The sequence below is a fragment of the Micromonospora parathelypteridis genome, assembly GCF_014201145.1.
Taxonomy (GTDB): domain Bacteria; phylum Actinomycetota; class Actinomycetes; order Mycobacteriales; family Micromonosporaceae; genus Micromonospora; species Micromonospora parathelypteridis.
In genome coordinates this window covers 1,316,252-1,340,610 of the sequence record NZ_JACHDP010000001.1, presented here as the reverse complement: position 1 = coordinate 1,340,610, position 24,359 = coordinate 1,316,252, and the positions used below count along the sequence as shown (strand labels likewise).

Genomic DNA, 24,359 nt, shown 5'->3' with positions numbered 1-24,359 from the left:
CGTCGTCCTGGCCGGATCACGGCCAGATAAGTTGTGCGCAACTTAATTGTGGGCTATGGTTCAGCGGTGACCGATGACCTGGTGCTGCGCCGGCAGGTGTGCTTCGCGCTCTACGCCGCGTCGCGCGCACTGACCGACGTCTACCGGCCGATCCTCGACGAGCTCGGGCTGACCTACCCGCAGTACCTGGTGCTGCTGGTGCTCTGGGAACGCCCCGACGACGCCCCCACGGTGTCCGAGCTGGGGGCCGAGCTGCGGCTGGACTCCGGCACGCTCTCCCCGCTGCTCAAGCGGCTGGAGGGGGCGGGCCTGGTGGTCCGGCGGCGGTCGGCCCGCGACGAGCGGCGGGTCGAGGTGGGCCTCACCGAGCAGGGCCGGGCGCTGCGGCAGCAGGTGGACGAGGTCCCGCTGCAGATCGCCCGGGCCACCGGACTCGGCATCACCGAGCTGGTCGCGCTGCGCGACACCCTCACCCGGGTCACCGACACCATCCACCGACAGAAGGAGCAGTGACCATCATGCAGGTTCTCTACACCGCGTCCGCGACCGCGAGCGGCGACGGCCGCGACGGCCACGTCGAGACCTCCGACGGCACCTTCACCCTCGACCTGGCCGTGCCGAAGGAGATGGGTGGCGCCGGCGGCGCCGCCAACCCCGAGCAGCTCTTCGCCGCCGGCTACGCGGCCTGCTTCCACGGCGCGCTGCGACTGGTGGCCCGTCGGGCCAAGGCCGACGTGACCGGCTCGGTCGTCGGCGCCGAGGTGGGCATCGGCCCGAACGGCAGCGGCGGCTTCGGGCTCACCGTGGGACTCGTCGTCGACCTGCCCGCCGTGCCCCGCGACGCCGCCGAGCAGCTCGTCGAGCAGGCCCACCAGGTCTGCCCGTACTCGAACGCGACCCGCGGCAACATCGACGTCACGCTGACCGTCCGCGAGACCCTGCCCGCGTGACGTCGCGGAATCAGGCCCCGACCGCGGACGAGAGGACGACCACCCCCGTGACCAGCAACCGCGAGATCCACCTGGCCAGCCGCCCTGTGGGCTGGCCCTCCGAGGACACCTTCCGGCTCGTCGAGACTGACGTTCCGACCCCCGGGCCGGGCCAGATCGTGGTCCGCAACCAGTACCTGTCCGTCGACCCCTACATGCGCGGACGGATGAACGACGTCAAGTCGTACGTGGCACCGTTCGCGCTCGACGCGCCGCTGGACGGGGGCGCGATCGGCGAGGTGGTGGCCAGCGAGGCGCCGGACATCGCCGTCGGCGACACCGTCCTGCACGGGCTGGGCTGGCGGGAGTACGCGCTGCTCGACGCGACCGCCGCCCGTAAGGTCGACCCGACGCTCGCCCCGGTCAGCGCGTACCTGAGCGTGCTGGGCATGCCCGGCCTGACCGCGTACGCCGGGTTGTTGGACGTGGCCGCGATGAAACCCGGCGAGACGGTCTTCGTCTCCGCCGCGGCCGGCTCGGTGGGCAGCCTGGTCGGCCAGATCGCCAAGCTCAAGGGTGCCGGCCGGGTGGTCGGCAGCGCCGGCTCGGCGGCCAAGGTCGAGCGGTTGCGGGCGTTGGGCTTCGACGCCGCCTTCGACTACCACGACGGGTCGGTCCGCGCCTCGCTGCGCGAGGCCGCCCCGGACGGCGTCGACGTCTACTTCGACAACGTCGGTGGCGATCACCTGGAGGCGGCGATCTCGGCCATGAAGCTGCACGGCCGGGTCGCCATCTGCGGCATGATCGCGCAGTACAACGACACCGAGCCACCGGCCGCGCCACGCAACCTGGCGCAGATCATCGCCAAGCGACTCACCCTGCGTGGGTTCCTGGTCGGCGACCACGGCCACGTCCGTGCGGAGTTCGTCCGTGACGTCGCCGGCTGGCTGGCCGACGGCACGCTGTCTTACGACGAGACGATCGTGGACGGCATCGAGAACGCACCAGCGGCGTTCCTCGGCCTGCTGCGCGGCGACAACCTCGGCAAGATGCTCGTCCGGGTCTGAGGAAGGTTCCCTTCCGGCGAGGCCCCGCACCAACGGCACCCACGGTGGCCGGCCCGACGGGTCGGCCACCGTGGTCGTACGGAGGGATAGGCTGGTGGCATGACGGTGGCGGTACGGGTGATCCCCTGTCTGGACGTGGACGCCGGGCGGGTGGTCAAGGGGGTCAACTTCCTCGACCTGCGCGACGCCGGCGACCCGGTGGAGTTGGCCGCCGCGTACGACCGGGCCGGGGCGGACGAGCTGACCTTCCTCGACGTCACCGCGTCCTCGAGTGACCGCGGCACCATGCTCGACGTGGTCCGCCGCACCGCCGAGTCGGTGTTCATCCCACTGACCGTCGGTGGCGGGGTCCGGCAGGTCGCCGACGTGGACACGCTGCTGCGCGCCGGGGCGGACAAGGTCGGCGTGAACACCGCCGCGATCGCCCGGCCGGAGCTGATCGCGGAGATCGCCGACCGGTTCGGCCGGCAGGTGCTCGTGCTCTCCCTCGACGTGCGCCGGGCGCCCGACGGTGGCACGCCCAGTGGCTTCGAGGTCACCACGCATGGCGGTCGGCGCGGCACCGGGATCGACGCGGTCCAGTGGGCGCGCCGCGGCGCCGAGTTGGGCGCGGGGGAGATCCTGCTCAACTCGATGGACGCCGACGGCACCAAGGCGGGCTTCGACCTGGAGTTGATCGCCGCGGTGCGAGCTGTCGTGGACGTGCCGGTGGTGGCCAGCGGTGGCGCCGGCGAGGTGGCCCATTTCCCGCCGGCGATCGGCGCGGGGGCGGACGCGGTGCTCGCCGCCAGTGTCTTCCACTTCGGTGAGCTGACCGTGGCCGAGGTCAAGGACGCGCTGCGGCACAGCGGCCACCCGGTGCGCTGAGCCGGTCAGCGCCCGCCGGAATGCCCCTCCGGTGACCGGCGGGGCGTGGGGATCGAGCGGACGGCGTACTCCTGCACGGCCGCCGCGTGGTCGGCCTCGTCCAGGCTCCAGTCGGCGCTGCCGGGCGCATGCCGGCGGGTCAGCACGCCCTGCACGGTGTCCACCATCGTCGCCACACCGGCACGCGGGCGGGTACGCCAGAGCTGCTCACCCTCGGCGGTGATCCGGAACCAGCCGTCGGCGACGCTGACCAATCCGGCGCCGACCAGCCGCTGGACCGCGGCCTCCACCTCGTGCCGCTGCGGGATCGTGTGGTTGAGGTGGTCGGCGGTGGAGAGCACGTCGGTCAGGCGGACGCCCTCCGGCCGTCGACTTGTCGCTGACCGACGGTGCCGCCCGGCCCCGCTCGCGATGACCAGCGACACGAAGATCCAGGCGTCCGTCCAGCGCCAACCGTTCTCCCCCATGCAGTGATGATGACGGCGCGCGTCGCGGAAGGGAACACCCACCCTCCCATCCGGCATCTTGTACCACCACGGCGTGCCGGTTCGCCGACCGTCGGTGAGGGCTCAGCCGGCGGGAGCGGGCGGCGCGGCGGTGCCCGGACCGGCGGCGCCCGATGCGGGCGCGGGGCCGTCGGGCACGGCGAAGAGCGGGATGAAGAGCTGGGCCAACGGGCCAATGGCCAGCGCGTAGGCGACGGTGCCCAGGCCGACCGTGCCGCCGAGCAGCCAGCCGAGCGCCAGCACGGTTACCTCGATGACGGTGCGCACCAGCCGGACCGACCGGCCTGGCCGGCGGGCCACGAAACCGGTCATCAGCCCGTCTCGGGGGCCGGGCCCCAGTCGGGCGCCGAGGTAGAGGCCGGTGGCGGCGCCGTTGGCGACGATCCCGGTGATCAGCAGCGCGATCCGGGCGCCGAGTGGGCCACCGGTGGGCAACAGGGTCAGGGTGGCGTCCACGACCAGACCAATCACCACGACGTTGCTGACCGTGCCGAGGCCCGGCCGCTGCCGGAGCGGGATCCAGAGCAGCAGCACCAGCGCGCCGACGGCGATGGTGACGGTGCCGAAGGAGAGATTGGTCAGCTCGGACAATCCCTGGTGGAACACGTCCCATGGGTCGAGGCCAAGGTCCGAGCGGACCATGAGGGCCATGCTGACGCCGTAGAGGGTGAGTCCGAGGTAGAGCTGAACCAATCGTCGAACCGGCCGATGCCGCAGATTGCCAATCAGTGCCATGCATGCCACTCTAGGTGCCAATCCTCGCGGAGGAAGAAGCCAATATCCGAGGAGTGGCCATGACTGGTCAGGTGCGCGGGGTCCAATTGGCGCGTCTGCTTGGGCAGTGGCACGCCCTGCCGGGTCGTCGGCGCAGCCCCGACTACGTCGCCCTGGCCAGCACTGTGCGCGGCCTGCTCGCCGACGGTCGGCTACCGCTGGGCGTCCGACTTCCTGCCGAACGGGAGCTGGCCGAGGCGCTGCGGATCAGCCGGACCACGGTAACCGCCGCGTACCGGCACCTGCGCGAGACCGGGCACCTGGCCAGCCGCCGAGGGGCCGGCAGTTGGACGATGCTGCCCGGCAACCACCGGGTGGCCAGCACCGGTCTGTGGACCCCGCTGGACGACCGGGAGATGCTCGACCTCGGCGTCGCCGCGTTGGCCGCCCCTCCGCAACTCCTGACGGCCGCCCGGGCGGCTGCCGAGGACCTGCCCCGCTACCTGGGCGGGGCCGGCTACCACCCGACCGGCATCGTCGAGCTGCGCGAGGCGGTGGCCGAGGCGTACACCGCCCGGGGGTTGCCCACCTCGGCCGACCAGATCATGGTCACCAGCGGCACCCAGCACGCACTGGACCTGGTGCTGCGACTCGCCCTGGCCCCTGGTGGCAACGTCCTGGTCGAGTCTCCGACCTACCCCAACGCGCTCGCCGCGCTGGCCGGCCGGCGAGCCCGGATCACCACCCACGGCCTGGCCACCGACGGCGGCGGCTGGGAGCCCGACCTGCTGCTGGCGAGCCTCCGGCAGACCCGGCCCAAGCTGGCCTACCTGATCCCCGAGTTCCAGAACCCGACCGGGCACCTGATGCCCGCCGCGCTCCGCGAGCGCGTGGTGGCCGCCGCCCACGCGGTCGGCACCGATCTGATCATCGACGAGTCCTTCGTGGACCTCGCGTTGGACGGCACCGAGCTGCCACCCCCGGTGGCTGTCTACGACCGACACAGCCGTGTGATCAGCATCGGCGGGATGAGCAAGCCCTACTGGGGTGGCCTGCGGATCGGCTGGGTACGCGCCTCCGCGCCGCAGGTGCAGCGGCTGGCCGCCGTCCGGGTCGGAGTGGACATGGCCAGCCCGGTGCTGGACCAACTGGTCGCGGTGCACCTGCTCGCCGACGCCGACGCCATCGTCGCCGACCGGCGCGTCCAGTTGGCCGCCCAGCGCGACGCGCTGCTGGGCGCGCTGGCGCACCGGCTGCCGGACTGGCGGGTCACCGTGCCGCGCGGTGGCGTGACGCTCTGGGCCGAGTTGGACGGGCCGGTCTCCAGCGCGCTGGCGCGGGCCACCGAGGAGGTCGGCGTACGACTGGCACCCGGCCCCCGGTTCGGCCTGGACGGCACCCTGGAGCGTTTCCTGCGGCTGCCGTTCACCTTGCCCGCCGCGGACCTGGTGGAGGCCGTCGGGCGGATCGCCGCGGTCCGCTACGACCTGGACCGGGCCGGGCCGCAGCGGTGGCGGGAACCTTCCGTCATCGCCTGAACCGCACCGACGGAAACGCCGGTGGCGCCGCACCCGAGCGGGCACGGCGCCACCGGCGCTGGATCAGAGCTCGGCGAGGGTGCCGGCGTACATCTTGTCGATCTCGGCGGCGAAGTTGCTCTCCACACCACGCCGCTTGATCTTCAACGACGGCGTGATCTCGCCGTCCTCAATCGTCAGGTCGCGCGGCAGGATGGCCACCTTCTTGATCGTCTCCCAGCGGTTGAGCTTCGCGTTGAGCTGGGCGACGTACTCCTCGACCATCGTCTGAGCCTCGGGCGAGGTGACGATCTCGGTGTAGCTGCGACCCTCCAGCGGGCCGCCGGCGACCCAGCCCCGGATCGCGTCCGGGTCCAGCGTGACCAGCATCGTGCAGAAGTTGCGGGCCTGACCGACGACGACCGCCTGTGAGGTGTACGGACAGATGGCCTTGAACATCCCCTCGATGTGCGACGGCGCGATGTACTTGCCGCCCGAGGTTTTGACCAGGTCCTTCTTGCGGTCCGTGATCCGGAGGTAGCCCTGCTCGTCGAGGGTGCCGATGTCACCGGTACGGAAGAAACCCTCCTCGGTGAACGCGGCGGCGGTCTCCTCCGGCAGGTTGTGGTAGCCGCGCATCACCGGCCGACCACGCACCAGGATCTCCCCGTCGGTGTCGATCCGGCACTCCAGGTCACCCATCGCCCGACCCACCGTGCCGATCCGCAGCCCGGCCGGCGGGTTGACGAAGTTGCCGGCGCTGGTCTCGGTCAGGCCGTAGCCCTCCGAGATCGGCAGGTTCGCCGCGGCGAAGAAGGTGGCGATCTCCGGGCTGAGCGGCGCGGCGCCGGACACCAGCACCCGCATCCGGCCACCCAGGCGGGCCTGGAGCTTGCTGAACACCAGCTTCTCGGCCAGCCCGTAGCGCAGCTTCAGCCCCGCCGGCACCGGCTTGCCCGCCTGCTCCAGGGTCACCTTCTCCTTGCCGACGCCAACGGCCCAGGCGAAGATCTTCGCCTTCGCGCCGCCGGCGCCCTGCGCGGTGGTCACCGCCCGGTTGTAGACCTTCTCGAACACGCGGGGGGCGCCGCACATCAGCGTCGGACGGATCACCGACAGCAGGTCGACAAGCTTCTCCACCCGCCCGTCGACGTAGGTGGGCAGCCCGACGTGGATGGCGCCGCAGAGCAGCGTCTTGCCGAACGAGTGGGCCAGCGGCAGCCACAGGTACTGCAGGTCGTCGTCGCGCAGCAGCCCGACCTCCGCCTGCGCCACGGCCTCCCAGCACCAGCCGCCGTGCAGCAGCTCGACGCCCTTGGGTTGGCCGGTGGTGCCGGAGGTGTAGATCAGGGTGGCCAGGTGGTCGGGGCCGATGCCGGCCACGAGCATGTCGATCAGATCCGGTTCGGCGGCCAGCGCGCGGGTGCCCCGCTCCTCCAGCTCGGCGAGCGTCAGTTGCGGGATCGCGGCGGTGGGGTCGACGGCACCCTCGATGAGCACCACGTGAGTCAGCGCGGGCAGGTTGGCGCCGGCGATCTTCGCCGCCTGGGCCGGGTTCTCCGCGAACAGCACCTTCGACCCGGAGTCGGCGATGATGTACGTCGCGTCCGCCGGCTCGGTGGTCGGGTAGACGGTGGTGGTCGCCCCGCCGGCGCACATGATGCCGAGGTCGGCGATCACCCAGTCCAGCCGGGTGTTGGCGAGGATCGCTACCGGGTCCTCCTGGCCGACGCCCAGGCCGTGCAGGCCGGCGGCGACCGCCTTGGCGCGCTGGCCCACCTGCTCCCAGGTCAGCCAGACGGGCCCCGAGTCGTCGGGGGTCGGGGACGCAAACGCATTCCGGTCGGGGGTGGCCGCCACACGCTTGAGGAACATGTCCGGGATGGAACGGTACGGTACATCGAGAGCCATCGCTGTAGCCGCCTTCGGGGGTGGTGGCGTGACGGTCGTCACGTCATGGTGGTTACCGAAGAGTATTGCCTGGCGCGGTGCGTCGGCTAGCCCTGGTGATCGTCCGGCCATCCCTCCCCACCGACCGGTACGGCCGAATCAGGCGTACCGGGCAGCCACCAGTGACCAGTCGTAGGTGGCCCGGATCCAGTTTCGCCGTGCGGCCAACGCGTGGTGTATCCCGTCGTCCCCACTGGCCAGCAGCGCCTCCTCCGCATCGAGGTACGCCGCCAGCCCCTGGTTGAACCGGTTCGCCGCAGCACGCAGCGCGGTCGCCTCGTCCGCGCCGCTGTTGCGCGCGATCACCGTTACCAAGTTGTGCGCGTCCGGGTCCACCTCGCTCTCCTTGCCGTAGGAGAAGAGGTCGTTGCACCAGCAGACCAGGTCCACCGCCAGCAGATCCAGGGCGACCAGGGCCGGATCGGCGTTCTGGGCGGACCCGGGTGGTTGCGCCGACGCCAGGTCGGTCAGCGTGAGGCACGGGCGTACGCCGCCGGTGTGCCGCCGCATCTGCACGTACTCGGCGACCTCGGGGACCCGCCGACGCTCCCGGTTGGTCGCCTCCCAGAGCAGTGCCAGCAGGTACGCCTGCACCTGGCTGACGAACCGCAGCAGCTGCTCCGGTTGGCCGTGTGCCCGGGTCCGGCGGCACAGGTCGTGCAGCGCGGCACCGAGCGGGCCGGCGTCGACGCCTGGTGGACGGTCCGGCTCGCCGCACCGGTCCAGCACGTCGAGCAGGCCGCCGATGGTCGATGCCAGCCGGGCCGGATCCGCGCCGAGGTCGTCCTCGTCGCAGGCGTCGTCCATCACGAACAGCCAGGAGATCAGGTCGGTGAGCAGCCGCAGCCCGTCCTCTGGCCCGTCCGGGCAGGCCCGCCCGGCCAGGCCCGCGGCATCCGCCCGCCGCAGTCGATGAACCCGGTGGCCGGAATCGATCAGGTCGAAGGCGCGCGCCCACTCGACGCTCTCGCTCGCCACCCGATCCGTGGCCTTGTGGCGCCCCGCCGGAAACGGTGGCTCCCGCAGTGCCGAAATCGCGAAACTTCGCACAATTCGCCCCCACTCGCGCCACCCGGCGCGGAGCGGCGCGGTGAAGCGTACGGGAGAAAGTATCAGCGCCAGTCGCTGGGTGTGGGGTACCCCACACTTGAGCTGTGACCGTTTAAGTACAGAGGGTTACATTCCCAGGCTGGCGGCGCGTAGACGACGTGCGGTCTCCGTCGGACCGTCGAGTTGGACCCGGGCCACCCGTTGGCGACCGGAGAGGAACAGGACCAGCTCGGCCGGAGGGCCGACCAGCCGCACCGGTTCGCCGCCCCGACCGACGGACATCTCGCCGTGACCGGGCGCCTGCACGTAGAGGTCCGCCGGAAAGCGGCGCAGCGCGAGCCGAGCCATCGGGGCGGCACGCTTCCAAAGGGCGCTCTGCAGGCCGGCGGGCAAGTCGCGCGGTTGCCACCCGGAGCCGGCCCGCCGCACGTCCTCGTGGTGGATGAAGAACTCCATCGTGTTGGCCAACTCGTCGGTCACCGGGTTGCTGACCGGGCTCCACAGCGGCGGCCGCCGCACCTGCGCCACCAGCTCCGGGTAGGGCTGCGCCGCGAGTTGGCGACGGACCCGTTCGGCGTAGCCGCGCAGCGGCGGCAGCACGATCCCGCCGGCCGCGTCCGGGCGGCGCTCCCGTAGTACCAGGTGCGCGGCGAGATCACGGGTCGCCCAGCCCTCGTTGATCGTCGGGGCGTCCGGCCCGAGGGCCAACAGGAGATCGGCCAGCGCCTCGCGCTCGGCTCGGGCGTACCGCGGCATGGCCCGATCGTAGGCCGGGTCGCCCGCCGGCGCGCGACACCGGCCGTCGGGTCGGCCCCCGCCGCTGGTCGTCATCCGGTACGTGACGGTCGACATATCCGGGCCGGGTCGGCAGTGCTGGCCCGGACCGGTAAGGATGAGGGAGATAATTGCGGCTTACGGCGGGGGAAAGTGTGGCGAGCAAGACAAGTCGGGACGTGCTCAGCCGAGGGCTGGGAGTCCTGCGGCAGGCGATCCGCGAGCAGCCACGAATCTTCGCGGTCGCGGTCGTCGGCAGCGTGCTCTTCGGCGGGATGATCATTGTCAGCGCGCGGGTCGTCGGGACGGTCGTCGGTGAGGTGGCGCTCCCGGCCATCTCGCGCCGAGAAGTGGGCACCGGGACGCTGGCACTGGCCGCGGCCGCGTTGTTCGGGATCAGCGTGCTGCGGGTGGCTGGCATCATCGGCCGTCGCCTCGGCGCCGGCTACATGCAGTACCGCCTCCAGGCCTCCTACCGCCGCCGGGTCACCCGCCGCTATCTGGAGCTGCCGCTGTCCTGGCACCACCGCAACTCCACCGGCACCCTGTTGTCCAACGCCAACTCCGACGTCGAGGCGGCCTGGTACCCCATCGCGCCGCTGCCCTTCGCCGTCGGCACGCTGGTGATGCTGGTCGGCGCGATCGTCTCGCTCTTCGCCACGGACTGGGCGCTCGCCCTGGTCGGTCTCGCGGTCTTCCCGGCGCTGTTCGCGCTCAACGTGGTCTACTCCCGCCGGATGGCGCCCCGACAGGCCCGAGCGCAGCGCCTGCGCGCCGAGGTCAGCGGGATCGCGCACGAGAGCTTCGACGGCGCTCTGGTGGTCAAGACGATGGGCCGCGAGGCCCAGGAGACCGCCCGGTTCGCGGGCCGGGCCGGCGAGCTGCGCGACTCGTTGATCGCGGTCGGTCGGCTGCGCGGCGTCTTCGACCCGCTGCTGGAGACGCTGCCCAGCATCGGCACCCTCGCCGTACTGGTGGTTGGGGCCTTCCGGCTGCGCCAGGGCGCGATCAGCGTGACCGAGCTGGTCAGCGTGGCCTTCCTCTTCACCGTGCTGGCCTTTCCGGTGCGGGCCATCGGTTGGGTCCTGGCCGAGCTGCCGCGCAGCGTCGCCGGCTGGGACCGGGTCCGCCGGGTGCTCGACGCCACCGGCGAGATGCCGTACGGAGAACGCGTCCTCGACCCGGCCAGCGGGCTCGGCCCGGCCACTCTCGCCTTCAGCGACGTGCACTTCTCCTACCCACCCGCCGAGGCGCACCAGCCTGGTGCGCAGGTGCTCGGCGAGGTCGGCTTCACCGTGCCGGCCGGCCGGACGGTGGCCCTGGTCGGGCCCACCGGCGCCGGCAAGTCGACAATCGCCTCGCTGGCAATCCGCCTCGTCGACCCGGACTCCGGCACCGTCACCCTGGACGGGGTGGACGTGCGCGAGCTGACCGCCGCGTCGCTGGCCGGCACGGTGGCCCTGGTCGCCCAGGTGCCGTTCGTCTTCGACGACACGGTCCGCGCCAACATCTCCCTCGACCGCGCGGGTGTCGACGACGAGGCCGTCTGGGCGGCGTTGCGACTGGCCGAGGCGGACGGGTTCGTCGCCGCGCTGCCCGATGGTCTGGACACCATGGTCGGTGAGCGGGGCACCTCGCTCTCCGGTGGGCAGCGGCAGCGGCTCACCCTGGCCCGCGCGCTGGCCGGCCGGCCGCGCCTGCTGGTGCTCGACGACGCGACAAGCGCGGTCGACCCGCGGGTGGAGGCCGCCATCCTGGCCGGGCTGCGGTCGTCGACGGCCGAGCCGGGGGTGCCGGCCGCGTCGATCCTGGTGGTGGCGTACCGCCGGGCCACCATCGCGCTGGCCGACGAGGTCATCTACGTCGAGCAGGGGCGGGTGGTTGCCCGAGGCACGCACAGCGAGCTGTTGGCCACCGTTCCCGGCTACGTCGACCTGGTCACCGCCTACGAGCAGGCTGAGGTCGACCGCGCGCAGGAAAGCCCGTATGGCGATGAGGTCGCGCCGTTGCCGTCCAGCCTGGAAATCGAGGTGGACCGGTGAGCGCGAGGAGTGCAGCGAAGCGGAGCCCCGCAGTCGCGAACGAAAGGCCAGCACCGGTGAGTGGGAAGTCGTCTGAGACCGCTGAGAAGCAGGAGACGACCTGGCAGACCCTGCGTCGGGGCCTGGCGCTCTCGCCGGAGCTTCGGACCGGTCTGGCTGGCACCCTGGTCCTGGCGTTGGTCTACATGGTCGGTCGGGTGGCGGTGCCGGTCGCCGTGCAGCAGGGCATCGACCGCGGCATCGTGGGTGGCCTGAATCTGGACGTGGTCTGGTCGGTGGTGGCGATCACCGCACTGATCCTGACGGTCACGACGATCTGCGGCTATCTGATGATGCGCCGGCTGTTCACCGTCAGCGAGACGGCGCTGGCCAACGTGCGGACGCGGGCGTTCCGGCACGTGCACGACCTGTCGATGTTGCACCAGCAGTCGGAGCGGCGTGGCTCGCTGGTTTCGCGGGTGACCAGCGACGTCGACCAGATCACCCAGTTCCTCCAGTGGGGCGGGGTGATCTTGCTGGTCAACCTCGGTCAGTTGGTGGTCACCACCGCCGTCATGCTCGCGTACTCCTGGCAGTTGACCCTCGTGGTGTTGGCCGCGTTCCTGCCGGCGGTGCTCGTCATCCGGCAGTTGCAACGCCGTCTCGGCACGGCGTACGCGACGGTGCGCCAGCGCACCGGCACGCTGCTCGGCACGATCGGCGAGAGCGTGGTGGGCGCGCCGGTGATCCGGGCCTACGGGATCGCGGGGCGCACCGCGCGGCGGCTGGACGACGCCATCGACAGTCAGCGTGTGGCACAGCAGCGGGCGATCCGGATCAGCATCGTCGGCAGCTCGGTCGGCGAGTTGGCCGCCGGGCTGGCACTGGCCGGTGTGGTGGTGCTCGGGGTGACGCTCGGAGTGGACGGCACGCTGTCGATCGGTCAGCTGACCGCGTTCCTCTTCCTGGTGACGCTCTTCATCCAGCCGGTGCAGATCGCCACCGAGGTGCTCAACGAGGCGCAGAACGCGATCGCCGGTTGGCGTCGGGTGCTGGACGTGCTGGACGTCGCCCCCGATGTGGCCGACCCGGGGGAGCAGGGGCGCAAGCTGCCGAGCGGGCCGTTGGACGTCCGGTTCGCCGGTGTGCGGTTCGCCTACCCGGGTGGTCCGCCGGTGCTGCACGACATCGACCTGGAGATTCCCGCGAAGAGCCGGGTGGCGGTGGTCGGTGAGACCGGCAGCGGCAAGACCACCTTCGCCAAGCTGCTGACCCGTCTGATGGACCCGTCGGACGGGGCGGTGCTGCTGTCCGGCGTGCCGTTGGCCGAGGTCCGGTTCGACTCGCTGCGCTCCCGGGTGGTGATGGTGCCGCAGGACGGGTTCCTCTTCGACGCGACGGTGGGGGACAACGTCCGGTTCGCCCGGCCGGAGCTGACCGACGAGCAGCTGAGCGCGGCCTTCACCGAGCTGGGCCTGTCGGACTGGCTGGAGGGTCTGCCGTCGGGTCTGGACACACCTGTCGGCGAGCGCGGTGAGGCGCTCAGCGTGGGCGAGCGGCAGCTCGTCGCACTGGCCCGGGCGTACGTGGCCGACCCGGACCTGCTGGTGCTGGACGAGGCGACCAGCGCGGTGGACCCGGCGACCGAGGTGCGGTTGCAACGCACCCTGGACGCGGTCACCAGGGGTCGGACCACCCTCGCGATCGCACACCGGCTCTCCACGGCGCAGGCAGCCGACGAGGTGATCGTGGTGGACCGGGGTCGGGTGGTGCAGCGCGGCCCGCACGATGAGCTGGTCCGCGACGCCGACTCGGTCTACGGCCTGCTCTACGCCTCCTGGCTGGAGCAGACACGGTGACGCGGTGGCGTTTCGGTTGCGCCGGTGTGGTGGACGCCGACGGCCAGGTGCTCTAGGCTCCGGGTTAGGTAAGCCTAACCTTTGAAGGAGGTCGCGCCCATGCGGCCCAATCCCGCCGAGATCGTTCGTACCCTCGTCGCCGGCCGCCTGCCCGGCCTCGTCCACCTGGCTCACCGGCCGGGACCGCACCACGCCCGGCACGTGACCGACCCGGACGGGCGGGTGCTGCTGCTGGTGCCGGTGGCCAGCCACCTGGCCGCCGCGCTGCAGCCGGTCGCCGGGGGCAGCGACGTCGCGGTGGTGCTCGACGTGCTCGACCTGCCACCCGCCGCTGGAGCGCCCGGCCTGGGCCGGGCCTGGGTCTCCGGCTGGGCGGGCGAACTGCGCGGCGACGAGGCCCGCCACGCGGCGGTCGACTTCGCCACCGTGGAGCCGACGGGCGACCTGCTCGACCTGGGCACCCGGTTCCGGCTGTTCCGCTTCGAGGTGGTCGAGGTCCGCTGGGAGCGCGCCGGCGTCGTGCACCGGGTCGACCCCGGGGAGTACGCCGAGGCTGAGCCGGACCCGGTACACCCGGTCGAGGCGCGCCTGCTCGCCGACCTCGCCGAGCGCGACGGCGCCCAGGTGACGGAGTACCTGCGCCGGCAGCTCGGGTTGACCGAACAGACTCCCGACGGGTCGCCCCGAGTGGTGCGGATCGACCGCTACGGGCTCGTGGTCGCCCTCGGTCGGCCCGGCGCCCGACGTCGGATCCGGCTGGCCTTTCCCGGCCCGATCGCCGACCCGGCCGAACTGCCGCGACTACTGCCACCGCTGCGACTCCCGGCCGGCGCCCGCCCGCCGCGCTGACCGCCCGCCGCAGTGGCCGTCGGGCGCTCACCTGGGGCTTGATCGACTCCGTATCGCCGATCTGGGGGTGTCCGCGCACGCTGATACCCCCAGATCGGCGAACTGGAGTCGATCAACGGCTTCGGCCGGCCACTACCCGCCGGCCACTGTTCGCTGGCCGGGTCGGGCCTAGGTCGGGAGCGGACCGGTGAGGTACCGCTGGATGGTGGGACCGATCGCGGCGGCCAGGGTCTCCGGGTCCGCCGAGGCGACCGGCTCAAGGCGCACCACGTGCCGCATCATGGCCAGGCCGATCATCTGGGTGGCCACCAGGGAACCACGCAGCGGTAGCTGGGCCGGATCGACGTCGAGCTGTTCGAGCACCCGACGCAGCACCTGCGTGGTGATGAATTCCCGCAGCAGCCGCGCGGTCCACTCGTTGCTCACGGCCGAGCGCAGCAGTGCCACCCCGGCGCTGCCGGCCGGGGAGTCCCAGACGCCGAGAAAGATGCGCACCATGCGCTCACCGACGCCGTCCCGGTCACCGGCGAGCACCTTCGGCACCAGCTGGCCGGGGTCGACGGGAAAGTTCATCGCGGCCAGGAAGAGCTGGTCCTTGCTGCCGAAGTAGTGGTGCACCAGCGCCGGGTCGACCTCCGCCGTGCCGGCGATGGCACGGATCGAGGCGGCGTCGAAGCCACGCTCGGCGAACGCCGTCCGCGCCGCGTCGAGAATCGCCTCCCGGGTGCCGGGGTTGCCGGGTCGCCGGCCGGTCCGCCGCGTCATCGCCGCCCTTCGTTCGTCCACCGGGGTCCGCCGTGGTCCGGCCACCCCCGTCGCGCCGGGAGCAGCCGCAGCGCGCCGGCCCGACCGCCGCGCCGGCGCGTCGCCTGTCAGCCGCCGCGCCGGCGCGTTGGCCGTCAGCCGCTGCGGCGGCGCAGGGTGGCCGCCGCGAGCACCAGCGCCAGCACCACCGCGCCGAGCACCACCGTCACGTCCCGCCACATCCTGCCGGTCGGCTCGGCGTGGGCGCCGACCTCCTGCAACGCCTCGATGGCGTACGACAGGGGGAAGGCGTCACTGAGCGCCTGGAGCCAACCGGCCATCTGGTCGCGGGCCACGAACAGCCCGCAGAGCAGCAGTTGGGGGACCACCACGACCGGCAGGAACTGTACTGCCTGGAACTCGGTGCGCGCGAAGGCGCTGCAGAGCAGACCGAGGGCGACGCCGAGTACGGCGTCGATGACGGCGATCCCGATCACCAGCCCGATGCTGCCGGCGGTGTCCAGGTCGAAGACCCAGTACGCCACGCCGGCGGCGACCGCGGCCTGCACGGCGGCGGCCAGCCCGAACGCGATGCCGTACCCGAAGAGCAGGTCGAGCTTGCCCAGCGGTGTGGTGAGCAGCCGCTCCAGGGTGCCGGAGGTGCGCTCCCGGAGCATGGCGATGCTGGTCACCAGGAACATGATGACGAAGGGGAAGATGCCCAGCATCACCAGCGCGATCCGGTCGAACGTCGTCGGCTGCCCGGGTGGGGTCGGCTGGTCGGCGTACATGAAATAGACAAGGGTGAGCAGGGCGGCCGGCACCACCACGAGCAACGCGATGGTCCGTCGGTCGTGCCGGAGTTGGCGCAGGATGCGGCCGGTGGTGGCCACCAGGATCCGTGGGTTCACGACGCCTCCTGTCCGGTCGTCGCGCGGGTTGTCTCGCCCGCCCGGATCAGGCGCAGGAAGGCCTCGTCGAGGTCGTCCACACCGGCGGCGGCGCGGACAGCGGCCGGGCTGTCGTCGGCGATCAACCGCCCCTGGCGGATCAGCAGCAGCCGGTCGCAGCGGGCCGCCTCGTCCATGACGTGACTGGACACCAGCAGGGTGGTGCCGGCGGCAGCCATCGCGTGGAACCGGGCCCACAGGTCGGCCCGCAGCACCGGGTCCTGACCGACGGTCGGCTCGTCGAGGATGACCAGTTCCGGCTCCCCGACCAGGGCGCAGGCCAGCGAGGCCCGGCTGCGTTGACCGCCGGAGAGGGTCGCGACCAGTTGGCCGGCGGCCTCGGCCAGCCCGACATCGCTGACCGCCCGGTCGGCCTCGACCCGCCCTCGCCCGTACAGGGCCGCGAAGTAGCGGGCATTTTCCCGGACCGTCAGGTCGGCGTAGACGCTCGGCGCCTGGGTCAGGTAGCCCACCCGGTGCCGCAGCGCGGGGGTGCCCGCCGGATGGCCGAGCACGGTGACGGTCCCGTCGCTGACCACCTGCACCCCGACCACCGCGCGCATGAACGTGGTCTTGCCGCTGCCGCTGGGACCGAGCAGCCCCGTGACCGCGCCGCGCGGGACGCGGCAGCTGATGCCGTCCAGCACCCGCCGCCCGCCCCGGTCGACGACCAGGTCGCGGACGGCTATCGCGTCGTCCATAACCACCTCCCCAAGAAACTCATCAACTGTTGAACTCAACGCTAGATGAGATACCCGTGATCACACAATGGGTTGACTTCGAGCGCACTCGAACTGGAAGCCTGGATGGCGTGGACGTCAGCACCAAGAAGATGACCCTCACCGTCGGTGAGGCCGCCGAACGCGTCGGCCTCACCACCTACACGCTGCGCTGGTACGAGCAGGAAGGGCTGGTCGCGCCGGTCGGCCGGGACGCCGTCGGACGTCGGCGGTACACCGCCGGAGACGTCAACTGGCTGCTCCTGCTCACCAGGCTGCGCCGCACCGGGATGCCGGTGCGCGACATGCGTCACTACGCCGAGCTGGCCCGGCAGGGCGACCGGACCCTCGGTGCCCGGCGGGCGCTCTTCGAGGCGCACCGCGCCCGGGTGCTGAACCGGATGGCCGAGCTGGAGGAAGACCTCAGCGTGCTCAACTACAAGATCGACGCCTACCGTCGCGCCGAGGAGGAGAACCGATGATCCGTCGTCGAATGGGCACCACCGGGCCGGATGTCTCGGCGATCGGGCTCGGCTGCATGGGGATGAGCTTCGCCTACGGCGGTCGCGACGACGCCGAGTCGACCCGCACCCTGCACCGCGCCCTCGACCTGGGCGTCAACCACCTGGACACCGCCGACATGTACGGTCGCGGCGCCAACGAGGAACTGCTCGGGCCGGTGGTGCGGGCCCGACGTGACGAGGTCTTCCTGGCCACGAAGTTCGGCAACCGGGTGACCGGCGAGGCCTTCGGTGGCACCGGCACCCCCGGCGCGTACGTGGACAGCAGCGCCGCCTGGGCCCGCGAAGCGTGCGACGCGTCGCTGCGCCGGCTCGGTGTGGACACCATCGACCTCTACTACCTGCATCGTCGTAATCCCGACACCCCGATCGAGGAGACCGTCGGGGCGATGGCCGAGCTGGTCCGCGCCGGCAAGGTGCGGCTGATCGGCCTGTCCGAGGTCAGCCCGGCGACCCTGCGTGCCGCGCACGCGGTGCACCCGATCAGCGCCGTGCAGTTGGAGTACTCGTTGTTCAGCCGGGACGTCGAGGGCGAGATGCTGGCCACCTGCCGGGAGCTGGGGGTGGCGCTGGTGGCGTACTCGCCGGTCGGCCGAGGGCTGCTCACCGGGGCGATCACGAGCCGCGAACAGTTGGCGGCCGACGACTGGCGCCGGGGCGCGCCGCGCTTCGCCGAGGACAACCTGGACGCCAACCTGGCGTTGGTCGACCAGGTGCGGGCGGTCGCCGCCGAGATGGGCGCCACCCCGGCGCAGATCGCGCTGGCCTGGCTGCTCGCCCAGGGCGAGGACATCCTGCCGATCCCGGGCACCAAGCGGGTGCGCTGGCTGGAGGAGAACGCCGCCGCCGTCGACCTGAAGCTCGGCCCGGAGCACCTGGCCCGACTCAGCGCTGCCCTGCCGCCCGGCGCCGCAGCCGGCGAAAGGTATCCCGCGGCAGCAATGAGAATGGTCGGGCAGTAGCCTCCGGACCGGACACCAGGTCCGGCAACGGGCATTGCGCACCGATCGGGCGTACGGCACGATGACTCGGTGGGTCACGCTCCGTTACCGGATAGCGGTTTTCTTGAGGATTGGGCCGCGCGGTTGCGGCAGACCGTCGAGCGGCCGGTTGTCGGCATCCTGCTGCGCGGTAGTCACGCCCGTCGCGCGGCCACCGCGCACAGCGATGTCGACCTCGACGTGTTGGTCGGCGGCGCCCCGTACGCGGCGCGGCGGGCGTACCTGGCCGAATCCGCAGGTCGGGTCACCCACGTCTCGGTGGCCGCCCGCGACGTCCGCTCCTGGGTGCACCGACTCGGCGAACCGGCCGACTGGGCGTTCGGGCTGCCGGTCACCGCGCCGGCGCGGCTGCTCTGGGCCGACCCCCACTGGCGGCCCCGGATCGACCTGCCGGTGCTCTGCCAGCCCGCCGAGCCACCCCGACTCGAAGAGCTGATCGCCACGCTGGGTAAGGCCGCATCCGCCCGGGCCGCCAGCGACCGCCTCGGGGTACGGCTCGCCGTGGCCGACCTCGCTCGACTCTGCCCATCGGTGCTGCGCCCCGCGAACCCGTCGGTGCGGGTGCACTCCCGCCGGGCGGCCTTCGCGGCGGCCCTGGAACTGCCGGTGGCCCCACCCGGCTACCGGGCGGACATGCTGCTCTGCCTCGGGCTGCGCCCGGGAGCCACCGGCCAACTCTGGGCCGCCGCCGTACGGCTGGTCGCCGGCACACTGCCGTTGATCCGGCCGTACGCCGAGGAGATCGCCGAGGTAGCCGGCGCGGACCTGGCCGCGGCCCTGGTCGACGGCCGGCTGGATCGCTACGTGGCCCAGCTGGCACGGCCCGCCGGGCTCGCGCCGCAGCCCCGGCGGGAGCGGTCGCCGGTGCCCGCGCCGCGTGCGGGACAATTGGTCACTGTGCCCGTACCTGACTCGCCGGTGACCGGCGGCCCCAACGACCCGAGCGACCCGGTGGCGCCCGTCCCGGCCCGCCCGTCCCGGCTCGACCCGGCCATCGCGGCCCAGTTGCGCCGCACCGCCGACGGTCTGGTCGCCGCCGTGGTCCGCGCGCACGACTCCGGCGAGGTGCTGATGGTCGCCTGGATGGACGACGAGGCACTGCACCGCACCCTCACCACCGGTCGAGCCACCTACTGGTCGCGCAGCCGCCGCGAATACTGGGTCAAGGGCGCCACCTCCGGGCACCACCAGTACGTCCGTTCGGTCGCGCTGGACTGCGACGGGGACGCGCTGCTGGTAAGCGTGGACCAGGTCGGTGCCGCCTGCCACACCGGGCACCGGACCTGCTTCTTCACCGACCTGCCCGTCACCGCCCCGGAGGCACGCCCATGACCGACGGCACCGTCAGCCCCGACCTGGCCACCTTCACCGAGCTGGCCGCCGACTGGCGGGTCGTGCCGGTCACCCGGCGGCTGCTGGCCGACGCGGAGACCCCGGTCGGGGTCTACCGGAAGTTGGCCGGTGGACCGGGCACGTTCCTGCTGGAATCGGCTGAGCAGGGCGTCGGCTCGGCCGGCATGGCCTGGTCGCGGTACTCGTTCATCGGCGTACGCAGCAGCGCCACCCTCATCGAGCGGGACGGCGTGGCCACCTGGCTGGGTCAGCCGCCGGCCGGGCTGCCCACCGAGGGTGATCCGGTGCGGGTCCTGCGCGAGACGGTGGCGGCGCTCGCCGGCCCGGTCGGGGACCCGTCCGACGGTCTGCCGCCACTGACCGGGGGCATGGTCGGCTACCTGGGGTACGACCTGGTCCGCCGCTTCGAGCGGTTGCCGGAGCTGACCGAGGACGACCTTGGCGTACCCGAGCTGGGCATGATGCTCGCCACCGACCTGGTGGTGCTCGACCACTACGACGGCTCGGCGATCCTGGTCGCCAACGCGGTGCTGCCGCCGCTGGACGCCCCGGACCGCGCTCCGCAGGTCGCCGCCGCGTACCACCACGCCGTGGGCCGGCTGGACGCGATGACCACCGCGCTGTCCCGGCCCATCCCGCCGATGATCTCCACCGTCGAGCGTCCGCCGGCCGGCGAGGTGCTCTGCCGTACGCCCGACGGCGGCTACCCGAAGGCGGTGGAGGCGGCCAAGGAGGCGATCCGGGCCGGCGAGTGCTTCCAGATCGTGCTGTCCCAGCGCTTCGAGCGGTCGACGCACGCCGACCCGCTGGACGTCTACCGGGTGCTGCGCACCAGCAACCCCAGCCCGTACATGTACCTGCTGCGCTTCGACGGGTTCGACATCGTCGGTTCCTCGCCGGAGGCGCACCTGAAGGTGACCGGCGGCCCGGACGGGCGGCGCCGGGCGTTGCTGCACCCGATCGCCGGCACCCGGCCGCGCGGCGGCACCCCCACCGCCGACGCCGCGCTCGCCGCGGAGCTGCTCGCCGACCCGAAGGAACGGGCCGAGCACGTGATGCTGGTCGACCTGGGCCGCAACGACCTGGGCCGGGTGTGTCAGCCCGGCAGCGTGGAGGTGCCCGAGTTCGCCACCATCGAGCGGTACAGCCACGTCATGCACATCGTTTCCACCGTCACCGGCACGCTGCGTGACGACCAGTCCGCGTTCGACGCGCTCGCCGCGACCTTCCCGGCCGGCACCCTGTCCGGCGCGCCGAAGGTGCGCGCCATGGAAATCATCGAGGAGCTGGAGCCGGTCCGCCGCGGCCTCTACGGCGGCACGGTCGGCTACTTCGGCTTCGGCGGCGACCTGGACATGGCGATCGCCATCCGGACCGCGCTCATCCGCGAGGGCCGCGCCTACGTGCAGGCCGGGGCGGGGGTGGTGGCCGACTCCGACCCGGCCGCCGAGGACCAGGAGACGCGGAACAAGGCCGCGGCGGTGCTGGCGGCGATCGCGGCCGCCGAAACATTGCGGCCGGCCCGTTGAGTGCCGGGGAGCGGTCCGCGGTGGGGCGGCGCGAGTTGACGTACGCCGTCCTGCTCTGCCTGGCCGGCGCGGGCCTGGCCCTGTGGGCTGCGACGCGGAACTGGTCGGTCGAGCTGACGCTGCGTCCGGCGCCGCTGCCGCCGGTGCGTGAGGCCCGCAGCGGCGCCGGCTTGCTGCCCTGGCTGCCGGCGTTGGCCCTGGTGACGTTGGCCGGCGGTGGCGCGGTGCTGGCGACCCGTGGGGGGCTGCGGCGGGTGCTCGGTGTGCTGCTCGGCGTGCTCGCGCTGGCCGTGGCGGCTGGTGGCGGTTACGGGCTGGTCGCCGACGTCGGCGGTTCGGTGAGCCGGCAGTGGCCGGCGCTCTGCCTGCTCGGCGGTCTGCTGGCCGCCGCGGGCGGTTTCTGGACGGCGCTGCGCGGCGGCGGTTGGCCGGCGATGGGTGCTCGGTACGAGCGGCCGGCGCGGAACGATCCGGAGGGCTCGTCGGTTTCGACCGGCCCGGAGGGGCCGCAAGCGCCGATGGCGGGGCGGCGGACCACCGAGGCGTGGAACGCGCTGGATCGGGGCGAGGACCCGACGGCCGACTGAGCGATGGCCGGAGTGTCAGGCGACTGGCTGACGGTCCCGCTGCGGTCGGTGACCGGCGGCGCGGGCGGCGGTCAGCTCGGCCACCAGGCGGTTCAGTTCGGCGCGCTGGTCGGCGCGGGCGCGGTCGGCGCAGACCGCTTCCCAGGCGTTGCCGCGCGCGGTCCGCATCCGTCCCTCGCCCACCACGGCCCGCTCCAGGGTGTGCACCACCCCGACGGCGAGCGACGCTACCGTCCGTGAGATGGTCGTCAGCCCGATGTTCGGTTGCGGCTCGGAAATGCTCATGGTCACCTCGCACGAGGAGTTGCGACGGTCGGGGCAGGCGCGTCATCGAGTCTGCCTGAGGACGATGCTGACCGGCTGACGTTTCGCCGCCGTGACCGCCCGGTCAACTGTCCCGCCTCGGCCATGACCAGGGGCCGTCCGTTCGGCCTTGAGCTTGGTCACAACATCGATCGACGCCGTTGTCGGCGGGCGCTGCCCAGGAACTGGTGGCATGATCGATGGATCGGCCCGGTCTGACCGTGGCCGCCAGGCTCCGTTCCGCGTGACAGCGGTCGATACGGGAGGTGGCGCTGCGTGACATACCGTTCACGGCAAGTCGGCCATTATGCCGCAGCCCTTTTCGTGAGCAGCGCCATACCCCCGGCATCCGGCGTCGGTCGGCTGCCCCTAGCATCGGCCCATGACGCCCGGAGAGGGGAGTCCGTTGGTGACTGCTGAGCATGCGCACGCGGAGGGGGACGAGGCCGGTCAGGCAGCGTCCGTAAGCGTGCTCGACGAGATTCTGGCTGGCGTACGTGAGGACGTCGCCCGACGCCAGGAGCAGGTTCCGCTGGAGCGGATCCGTGAACTGGCAGCGGCGGCGCCGCCGCCGCTGGACGCGTACGCGGCGCTGCGCAAGCCCGGCGTGGCCGTGATCGCCGAGGTGAAGCGCTCGTCGCCGTCCAAGGGCCGGCTGGCCGAGATCGCCGATCCGGCCGATCTGGCGGTCGACTACGCGGCCGGTGGGGCGCGGGCGATCAGCGTGCTGACCGAGGGGCGCTGGTTCGGCGGCTCACTGGACGACCTGGCGGCCGTCCGGGCCGCGGTCACCGTGCCGGTGCTGCGCAAGGACTTCGTGGTCTCCAGCTACCAGGTGCACGAGGCGCGCGCGCACGGCGCCGACCTGGTCCTGCTGATCGTCGCCGCGCTCGAACAGAACGTGCTGATGGGCCTGCTGGAGCGGATCGAGTCGCTGGGCATGACCGCGCTGGTCGAGGTGCACGACGAGGAGGAGGCCGACCGCGCTCTGGAGGCCGGCGCTCAGGTGATCGGGGTCAACGCCCGTGACCTGCGTACCCTTGAGGTCGACCGGTCGGTGTTCGAGCGAATCGCGCCCGGTCTGCCCAGCAGCGTGGTCAAGATCGCCGAGTCCGGCGTCCGCGGCCCGCACGACCTGATCCGGTACGCCTCCGCGGGTGCCGACGCGGTCCTCGTGGGCGAGGGCCTGGTCACGCAGAAGAGCCCCCGCGAGGCGGTTGCTGAGCTGGTCAACGCCGGCAACCACCCGGCAACGCCCCGGCCGGTGCGCTGACCCCGCGCCGACGTACGTCCCACCGAGAGGATTTCCGATGAGCGCCGACGCGCTGGCCCCACTGGCTGGCCCGCAGCCCGACTCCACCGGCCATTTCGGCCGTTTCGGCGGTCGGTTCGTTCCCGAGGCCCTGGTGGCCGCGCTGGACGAGCTCGACGGGGCGTGGCGCACGGCGATGGCGGATGAGTCCTTCCGGGCCGAGTTCGGTGGGCTGCTGCGCGACTATGCGGGCACGCCGTCGCTGCTCTACGAGGCCCGGCGGTTCTCCGCGAGGGTCGGCGCTCGGGTGCTGCTCAAGCGCGAGGACCTCAACCACACCGGCGCGCACAAGGTGCGCAACGTGCTCGGCCAGGCGCTGCTCACCAAGCGGATGGGCAAGACCCGGGTGATCGCGGAGACCGGGGCCGGCCAGCACGGCGTGGCGACCGCGACCGCCGCCGCCCTGTTCGACCTGGAGTGTGTGGTCTACATGGGCCAGGTCGACACCGAGCGGCAGGCGCTCAACGTCGCCCGGATGCGGATGCTCGGCGCCACCGTCGTTCCGGTCACCAACGGCTCGCGCACTCTCAAGGACGCGATGAACGAGGCGATGCGCGACTGGGTGGCCAACGTCGACGAGACGCACTACCTGATCGGCACCGCCGCCGGCCCGCACCCGTTCCCGGCGATGGTCCGCGACTTCGTCCGGGGCATCGGAGACGAGGCCCGCCAGCAGTGCCTCGACCTCACCGGTGCGCTGCCGGACGCGGTCACCGCCTGCGTCGGCGGCGGCTCCAACGCGTTGGGCATCTTCCACGCCTTCGTCGGCGATCAGGACGTGCGGTTGTACGGCTTCGAGGCCGGCGGCGACGGGGTGGCCACGGGCCGGCACGCGGCGAGCATCACCGGCGGGTCGGCCGGTGTCCTGCACGGCACCCGGACCTTCGTGCTGCAGGACGCCGACGGGCAGACCCTGGAGTCGCACTCGATCTCCGCCGGCCTGGACTACCCGGGCGTCGGGCCCGAGCACGCCTGGTTGCACGACACCGGCCGGGCGAGCTACCTGCCGGTCACCGACGACGAGGCGATGGCCGCGTTCGAGCTGCTCTGCCGCACCGAGGGGATCATCCCGGCGATCGAGAGCGCGCACGCGCTCGCCGGCACCGTCGCGTTGGCGCCGAAGCTCGCCGCCGAGCTGGGCCGGGAGCCGACCATCGTGGTCAACCTCTCCGGGCGGGGCGACAAGGACGTGCACACCGCCGGGGACTACTTCGGCATCCTCGACAAGGAGCGGTGA

Annotated in this window: 24 protein-coding genes and 1 pseudogene; 16 read left to right on the top strand and 9 right to left on the bottom strand. The window is 72.4% G+C overall.

Annotated elements, in window-relative coordinates; all coding sequences use genetic code 11:
- Nucleotides 1–66: 66 nt before the first annotated feature.
- The 4 genes from HNR20_RS05530 (at nucleotide 67) to hisF (ending at nucleotide 2,863) form a co-directional block, all read left to right on the top strand.
- On the top strand, nucleotides 67–513 hold the full coding sequence (locus HNR20_RS05530; RefSeq protein ID WP_184177047.1) for a MarR family winged helix-turn-helix transcriptional regulator: 447 nt from the start codon (nucleotides 67–69) through the stop codon (nucleotides 511–513).
- A gap of 5 nt (nucleotides 514–518) precedes the next feature.
- On the top strand, nucleotides 519–950 hold the full coding sequence (locus HNR20_RS05525) for an organic hydroperoxide resistance protein (protein ID WP_184188032.1): 432 nt from the start codon (nucleotides 519–521) through the stop codon (nucleotides 948–950).
- Between the two features lie 47 nt (nucleotides 951–997).
- Nucleotides 998–1,996 carry an NADP-dependent oxidoreductase gene (locus HNR20_RS05520; RefSeq protein ID WP_184188029.1) on the top strand — a complete coding sequence of 333 codons (999 nt, stop codon included), beginning with the start codon at nucleotides 998–1,000 and terminating at the stop codon, nucleotides 1,994–1,996.
- 99 nt (nucleotides 1,997–2,095) lie between these two features.
- Nucleotides 2,096–2,863 carry an imidazole glycerol phosphate synthase subunit HisF gene (gene hisF, locus HNR20_RS05515; RefSeq protein ID WP_110564057.1) on the top strand — a complete coding sequence of 256 codons (768 nt, stop codon included), beginning with the start codon at nucleotides 2,096–2,098 and terminating at the stop codon, nucleotides 2,861–2,863.
- 5 nt (nucleotides 2,864–2,868) lie between these two features.
- On the opposite strand, the gene HNR20_RS05510 is transcribed toward hisF, so the two are convergent.
- Together HNR20_RS05510 and yczE are read right to left on the bottom strand one after the other, a co-directional pair.
- Nucleotides 2,869–3,330 carry a hypothetical protein gene (locus tag HNR20_RS05510; protein WP_184177046.1) on the bottom strand — a complete coding sequence of 154 codons (462 nt, stop codon included), beginning with the start codon at nucleotides 3,328–3,330 and terminating at the stop codon, nucleotides 2,869–2,871.
- Nucleotides 3,331–3,432: 102 nt separating this feature from the next.
- Nucleotides 3,433–4,104 carry a membrane protein YczE gene (yczE, locus tag HNR20_RS05505; protein ID WP_184177044.1) on the bottom strand — a complete coding sequence of 224 codons (672 nt, stop codon included), beginning with the start codon at nucleotides 4,102–4,104 and terminating at the stop codon, nucleotides 3,433–3,435.
- Nucleotides 4,105–4,163: 59 nt separating this feature from the next.
- Here yczE and yczR point away from each other — a divergent pair, with 59 nt between their 5' ends.
- Nucleotides 4,164–5,621, top strand: coding sequence for a MocR-like transcription factor YczR (gene yczR / locus HNR20_RS05500; RefSeq protein WP_184177042.1), 1,458 nt, complete (start codon nucleotides 4,164–4,166; stop codon nucleotides 5,619–5,621).
- Between the two features lie 63 nt (nucleotides 5,622–5,684).
- Here the strand turns inward: yczR and HNR20_RS05495 are convergent, their stop codons facing one another.
- The 3 genes from HNR20_RS05495 to HNR20_RS05485 form a co-directional block, all read right to left on the bottom strand.
- Nucleotides 5,685–7,511 (bottom strand): AMP-dependent synthetase/ligase, encoded by a 1,827-nt coding sequence (locus tag HNR20_RS05495; protein ID WP_184177040.1) that lies wholly within the window; start codon nucleotides 7,509–7,511, stop codon nucleotides 5,685–5,687.
- Nucleotides 7,512–7,649: 138 nt separating this feature from the next.
- Nucleotides 7,650–8,528, bottom strand: coding sequence for a terpene synthase family protein (locus HNR20_RS05490; RefSeq protein WP_229687198.1), 879 nt, complete (start codon nucleotides 8,526–8,528; stop codon nucleotides 7,650–7,652).
- Nucleotides 8,529–8,726: 198 nt separating this feature from the next.
- Nucleotides 8,727–9,356, bottom strand: coding sequence for a TIGR03085 family metal-binding protein (locus tag HNR20_RS05485; protein ID WP_184177036.1), 630 nt, complete (start codon nucleotides 9,354–9,356; stop codon nucleotides 8,727–8,729).
- A gap of 173 nt (nucleotides 9,357–9,529) precedes the next feature.
- Between HNR20_RS05485 and HNR20_RS05480 the strand changes: the two genes are divergently transcribed.
- The 3 genes from HNR20_RS05480 to HNR20_RS05470 all read left to right on the top strand — a co-directional run bounded on the left by HNR20_RS05480 (nucleotide 9,530) and on the right by HNR20_RS05470 (nucleotide 14,103).
- A complete protein-coding gene (locus HNR20_RS05480) occupies nucleotides 9,530–11,416 on the top strand; it encodes an ABC transporter ATP-binding protein (RefSeq protein WP_184177034.1) in 1,887 nt (628 codons plus the stop codon).
- A gap of 56 nt (nucleotides 11,417–11,472) precedes the next feature.
- Nucleotides 11,473–13,254: an ABC transporter ATP-binding protein gene (locus tag HNR20_RS05475; protein WP_184177032.1), complete on the top strand. Its 1,782-nt coding sequence runs from the start codon at nucleotides 11,473–11,475 to the stop codon at nucleotides 13,252–13,254.
- Nucleotides 13,255–13,353: 99 nt separating this feature from the next.
- The gene (locus HNR20_RS05470) at nucleotides 13,354–14,103 is read left to right on the top strand and encodes a DUF2470 domain-containing protein (RefSeq protein WP_184177030.1); all 750 of its coding nucleotides are present in this window, start codon (nucleotides 13,354–13,356) and stop codon (nucleotides 14,101–14,103) included.
- 168 nt (nucleotides 14,104–14,271) lie between these two features.
- Here HNR20_RS05470 and HNR20_RS05465 read toward each other — a convergent pair whose 3' ends face one another.
- The 3 genes from HNR20_RS05465 to HNR20_RS05455 all read right to left on the bottom strand — a co-directional run bounded on the left by HNR20_RS05465 (nucleotide 14,272) and on the right by HNR20_RS05455 (nucleotide 16,498).
- Entirely contained in the window at nucleotides 14,272–14,868 is a 597-nt protein-coding gene (locus HNR20_RS05465; RefSeq protein WP_184177028.1) for a TetR/AcrR family transcriptional regulator, read from the bottom strand.
- A gap of 134 nt (nucleotides 14,869–15,002) precedes the next feature.
- Nucleotides 15,003–15,758 (bottom strand): ABC transporter permease, encoded by a 756-nt coding sequence (locus HNR20_RS05460; protein ID WP_184177026.1) that lies wholly within the window; start codon nucleotides 15,756–15,758, stop codon nucleotides 15,003–15,005.
- Nucleotides 15,755–16,498 carry an ABC transporter ATP-binding protein gene (locus HNR20_RS05455; RefSeq protein ID WP_184177024.1) on the bottom strand — a complete coding sequence of 248 codons (744 nt, stop codon included), beginning with the start codon at nucleotides 16,496–16,498 and terminating at the stop codon, nucleotides 15,755–15,757. The genes HNR20_RS05460 and HNR20_RS05455 overlap by 4 nt, the downstream gene beginning before the upstream one ends.
- 110 nt (nucleotides 16,499–16,608) lie before the next feature.
- On the opposite strand from HNR20_RS05455, the gene HNR20_RS05450 reads away from it, so the two are divergent.
- The 6 genes and pseudogenes from HNR20_RS05450 to HNR20_RS05430 all read left to right on the top strand — a co-directional run bounded on the left by HNR20_RS05450 (nucleotide 16,609) and on the right by HNR20_RS05430 (nucleotide 21,507).
- Complete coding sequence (locus HNR20_RS05450; RefSeq protein ID WP_184177023.1) at nucleotides 16,609–16,998, top strand: MerR family transcriptional regulator; 390 nt, start codon at nucleotides 16,609–16,611, stop codon at nucleotides 16,996–16,998.
- On the top strand, nucleotides 16,995–17,999 hold the full coding sequence (locus HNR20_RS05445) for an aldo/keto reductase (protein ID WP_184177021.1): 1,005 nt from the start codon (nucleotides 16,995–16,997) through the stop codon (nucleotides 17,997–17,999). Before HNR20_RS05450 ends, HNR20_RS05445 begins: the two co-directional genes overlap by 4 nt.
- Before the next feature lie 69 nt (nucleotides 18,000–18,068).
- Nucleotides 18,069–18,749 (top strand): annotated as a pseudogene (locus tag HNR20_RS32175) (nucleotidyltransferase domain-containing protein); the annotation flags it as partial.
- A gap of 186 nt (nucleotides 18,750–18,935) precedes the next feature.
- Nucleotides 18,936–19,370 (top strand): phosphoribosyl-AMP cyclohydrolase, encoded by a 435-nt coding sequence (gene hisI / locus HNR20_RS32170; protein ID WP_229687230.1) that lies wholly within the window; start codon nucleotides 18,936–18,938, stop codon nucleotides 19,368–19,370.
- A complete protein-coding gene (locus HNR20_RS05435; protein ID WP_184177017.1) occupies nucleotides 19,367–20,920 on the top strand; it encodes an anthranilate synthase component I in 1,554 nt (517 codons plus the stop codon). Before hisI ends, HNR20_RS05435 begins: the two co-directional genes overlap by 4 nt.
- The gene (locus HNR20_RS05430; RefSeq protein ID WP_184188026.1) at nucleotides 20,902–21,507 is read left to right on the top strand and encodes a Trp biosynthesis-associated membrane protein; all 606 of its coding nucleotides are present in this window, start codon (nucleotides 20,902–20,904) and stop codon (nucleotides 21,505–21,507) included. The genes HNR20_RS05435 and HNR20_RS05430 overlap by 19 nt, the downstream gene beginning before the upstream one ends.
- Before the next feature lie 15 nt (nucleotides 21,508–21,522).
- Here the strand turns inward: HNR20_RS05430 and HNR20_RS05425 are convergent, their stop codons facing one another.
- Nucleotides 21,523–21,792 (bottom strand): hypothetical protein, encoded by a 270-nt coding sequence (locus HNR20_RS05425; protein WP_184177015.1) that lies wholly within the window; start codon nucleotides 21,790–21,792, stop codon nucleotides 21,523–21,525.
- Between the two features lie 487 nt (nucleotides 21,793–22,279).
- On the opposite strand from HNR20_RS05425, the gene trpC reads away from it, so the two are divergent.
- Nucleotides 22,280–23,083, top strand: coding sequence for an indole-3-glycerol phosphate synthase TrpC (trpC, locus tag HNR20_RS05420; RefSeq protein ID WP_172862221.1), 804 nt, complete (start codon nucleotides 22,280–22,282; stop codon nucleotides 23,081–23,083).
- Between the two features lie 37 nt (nucleotides 23,084–23,120).
- Complete coding sequence (trpB, locus tag HNR20_RS05415; RefSeq protein ID WP_184177013.1) at nucleotides 23,121–24,359, top strand: tryptophan synthase subunit beta; 1,239 nt, start codon at nucleotides 23,121–23,123, stop codon at nucleotides 24,357–24,359.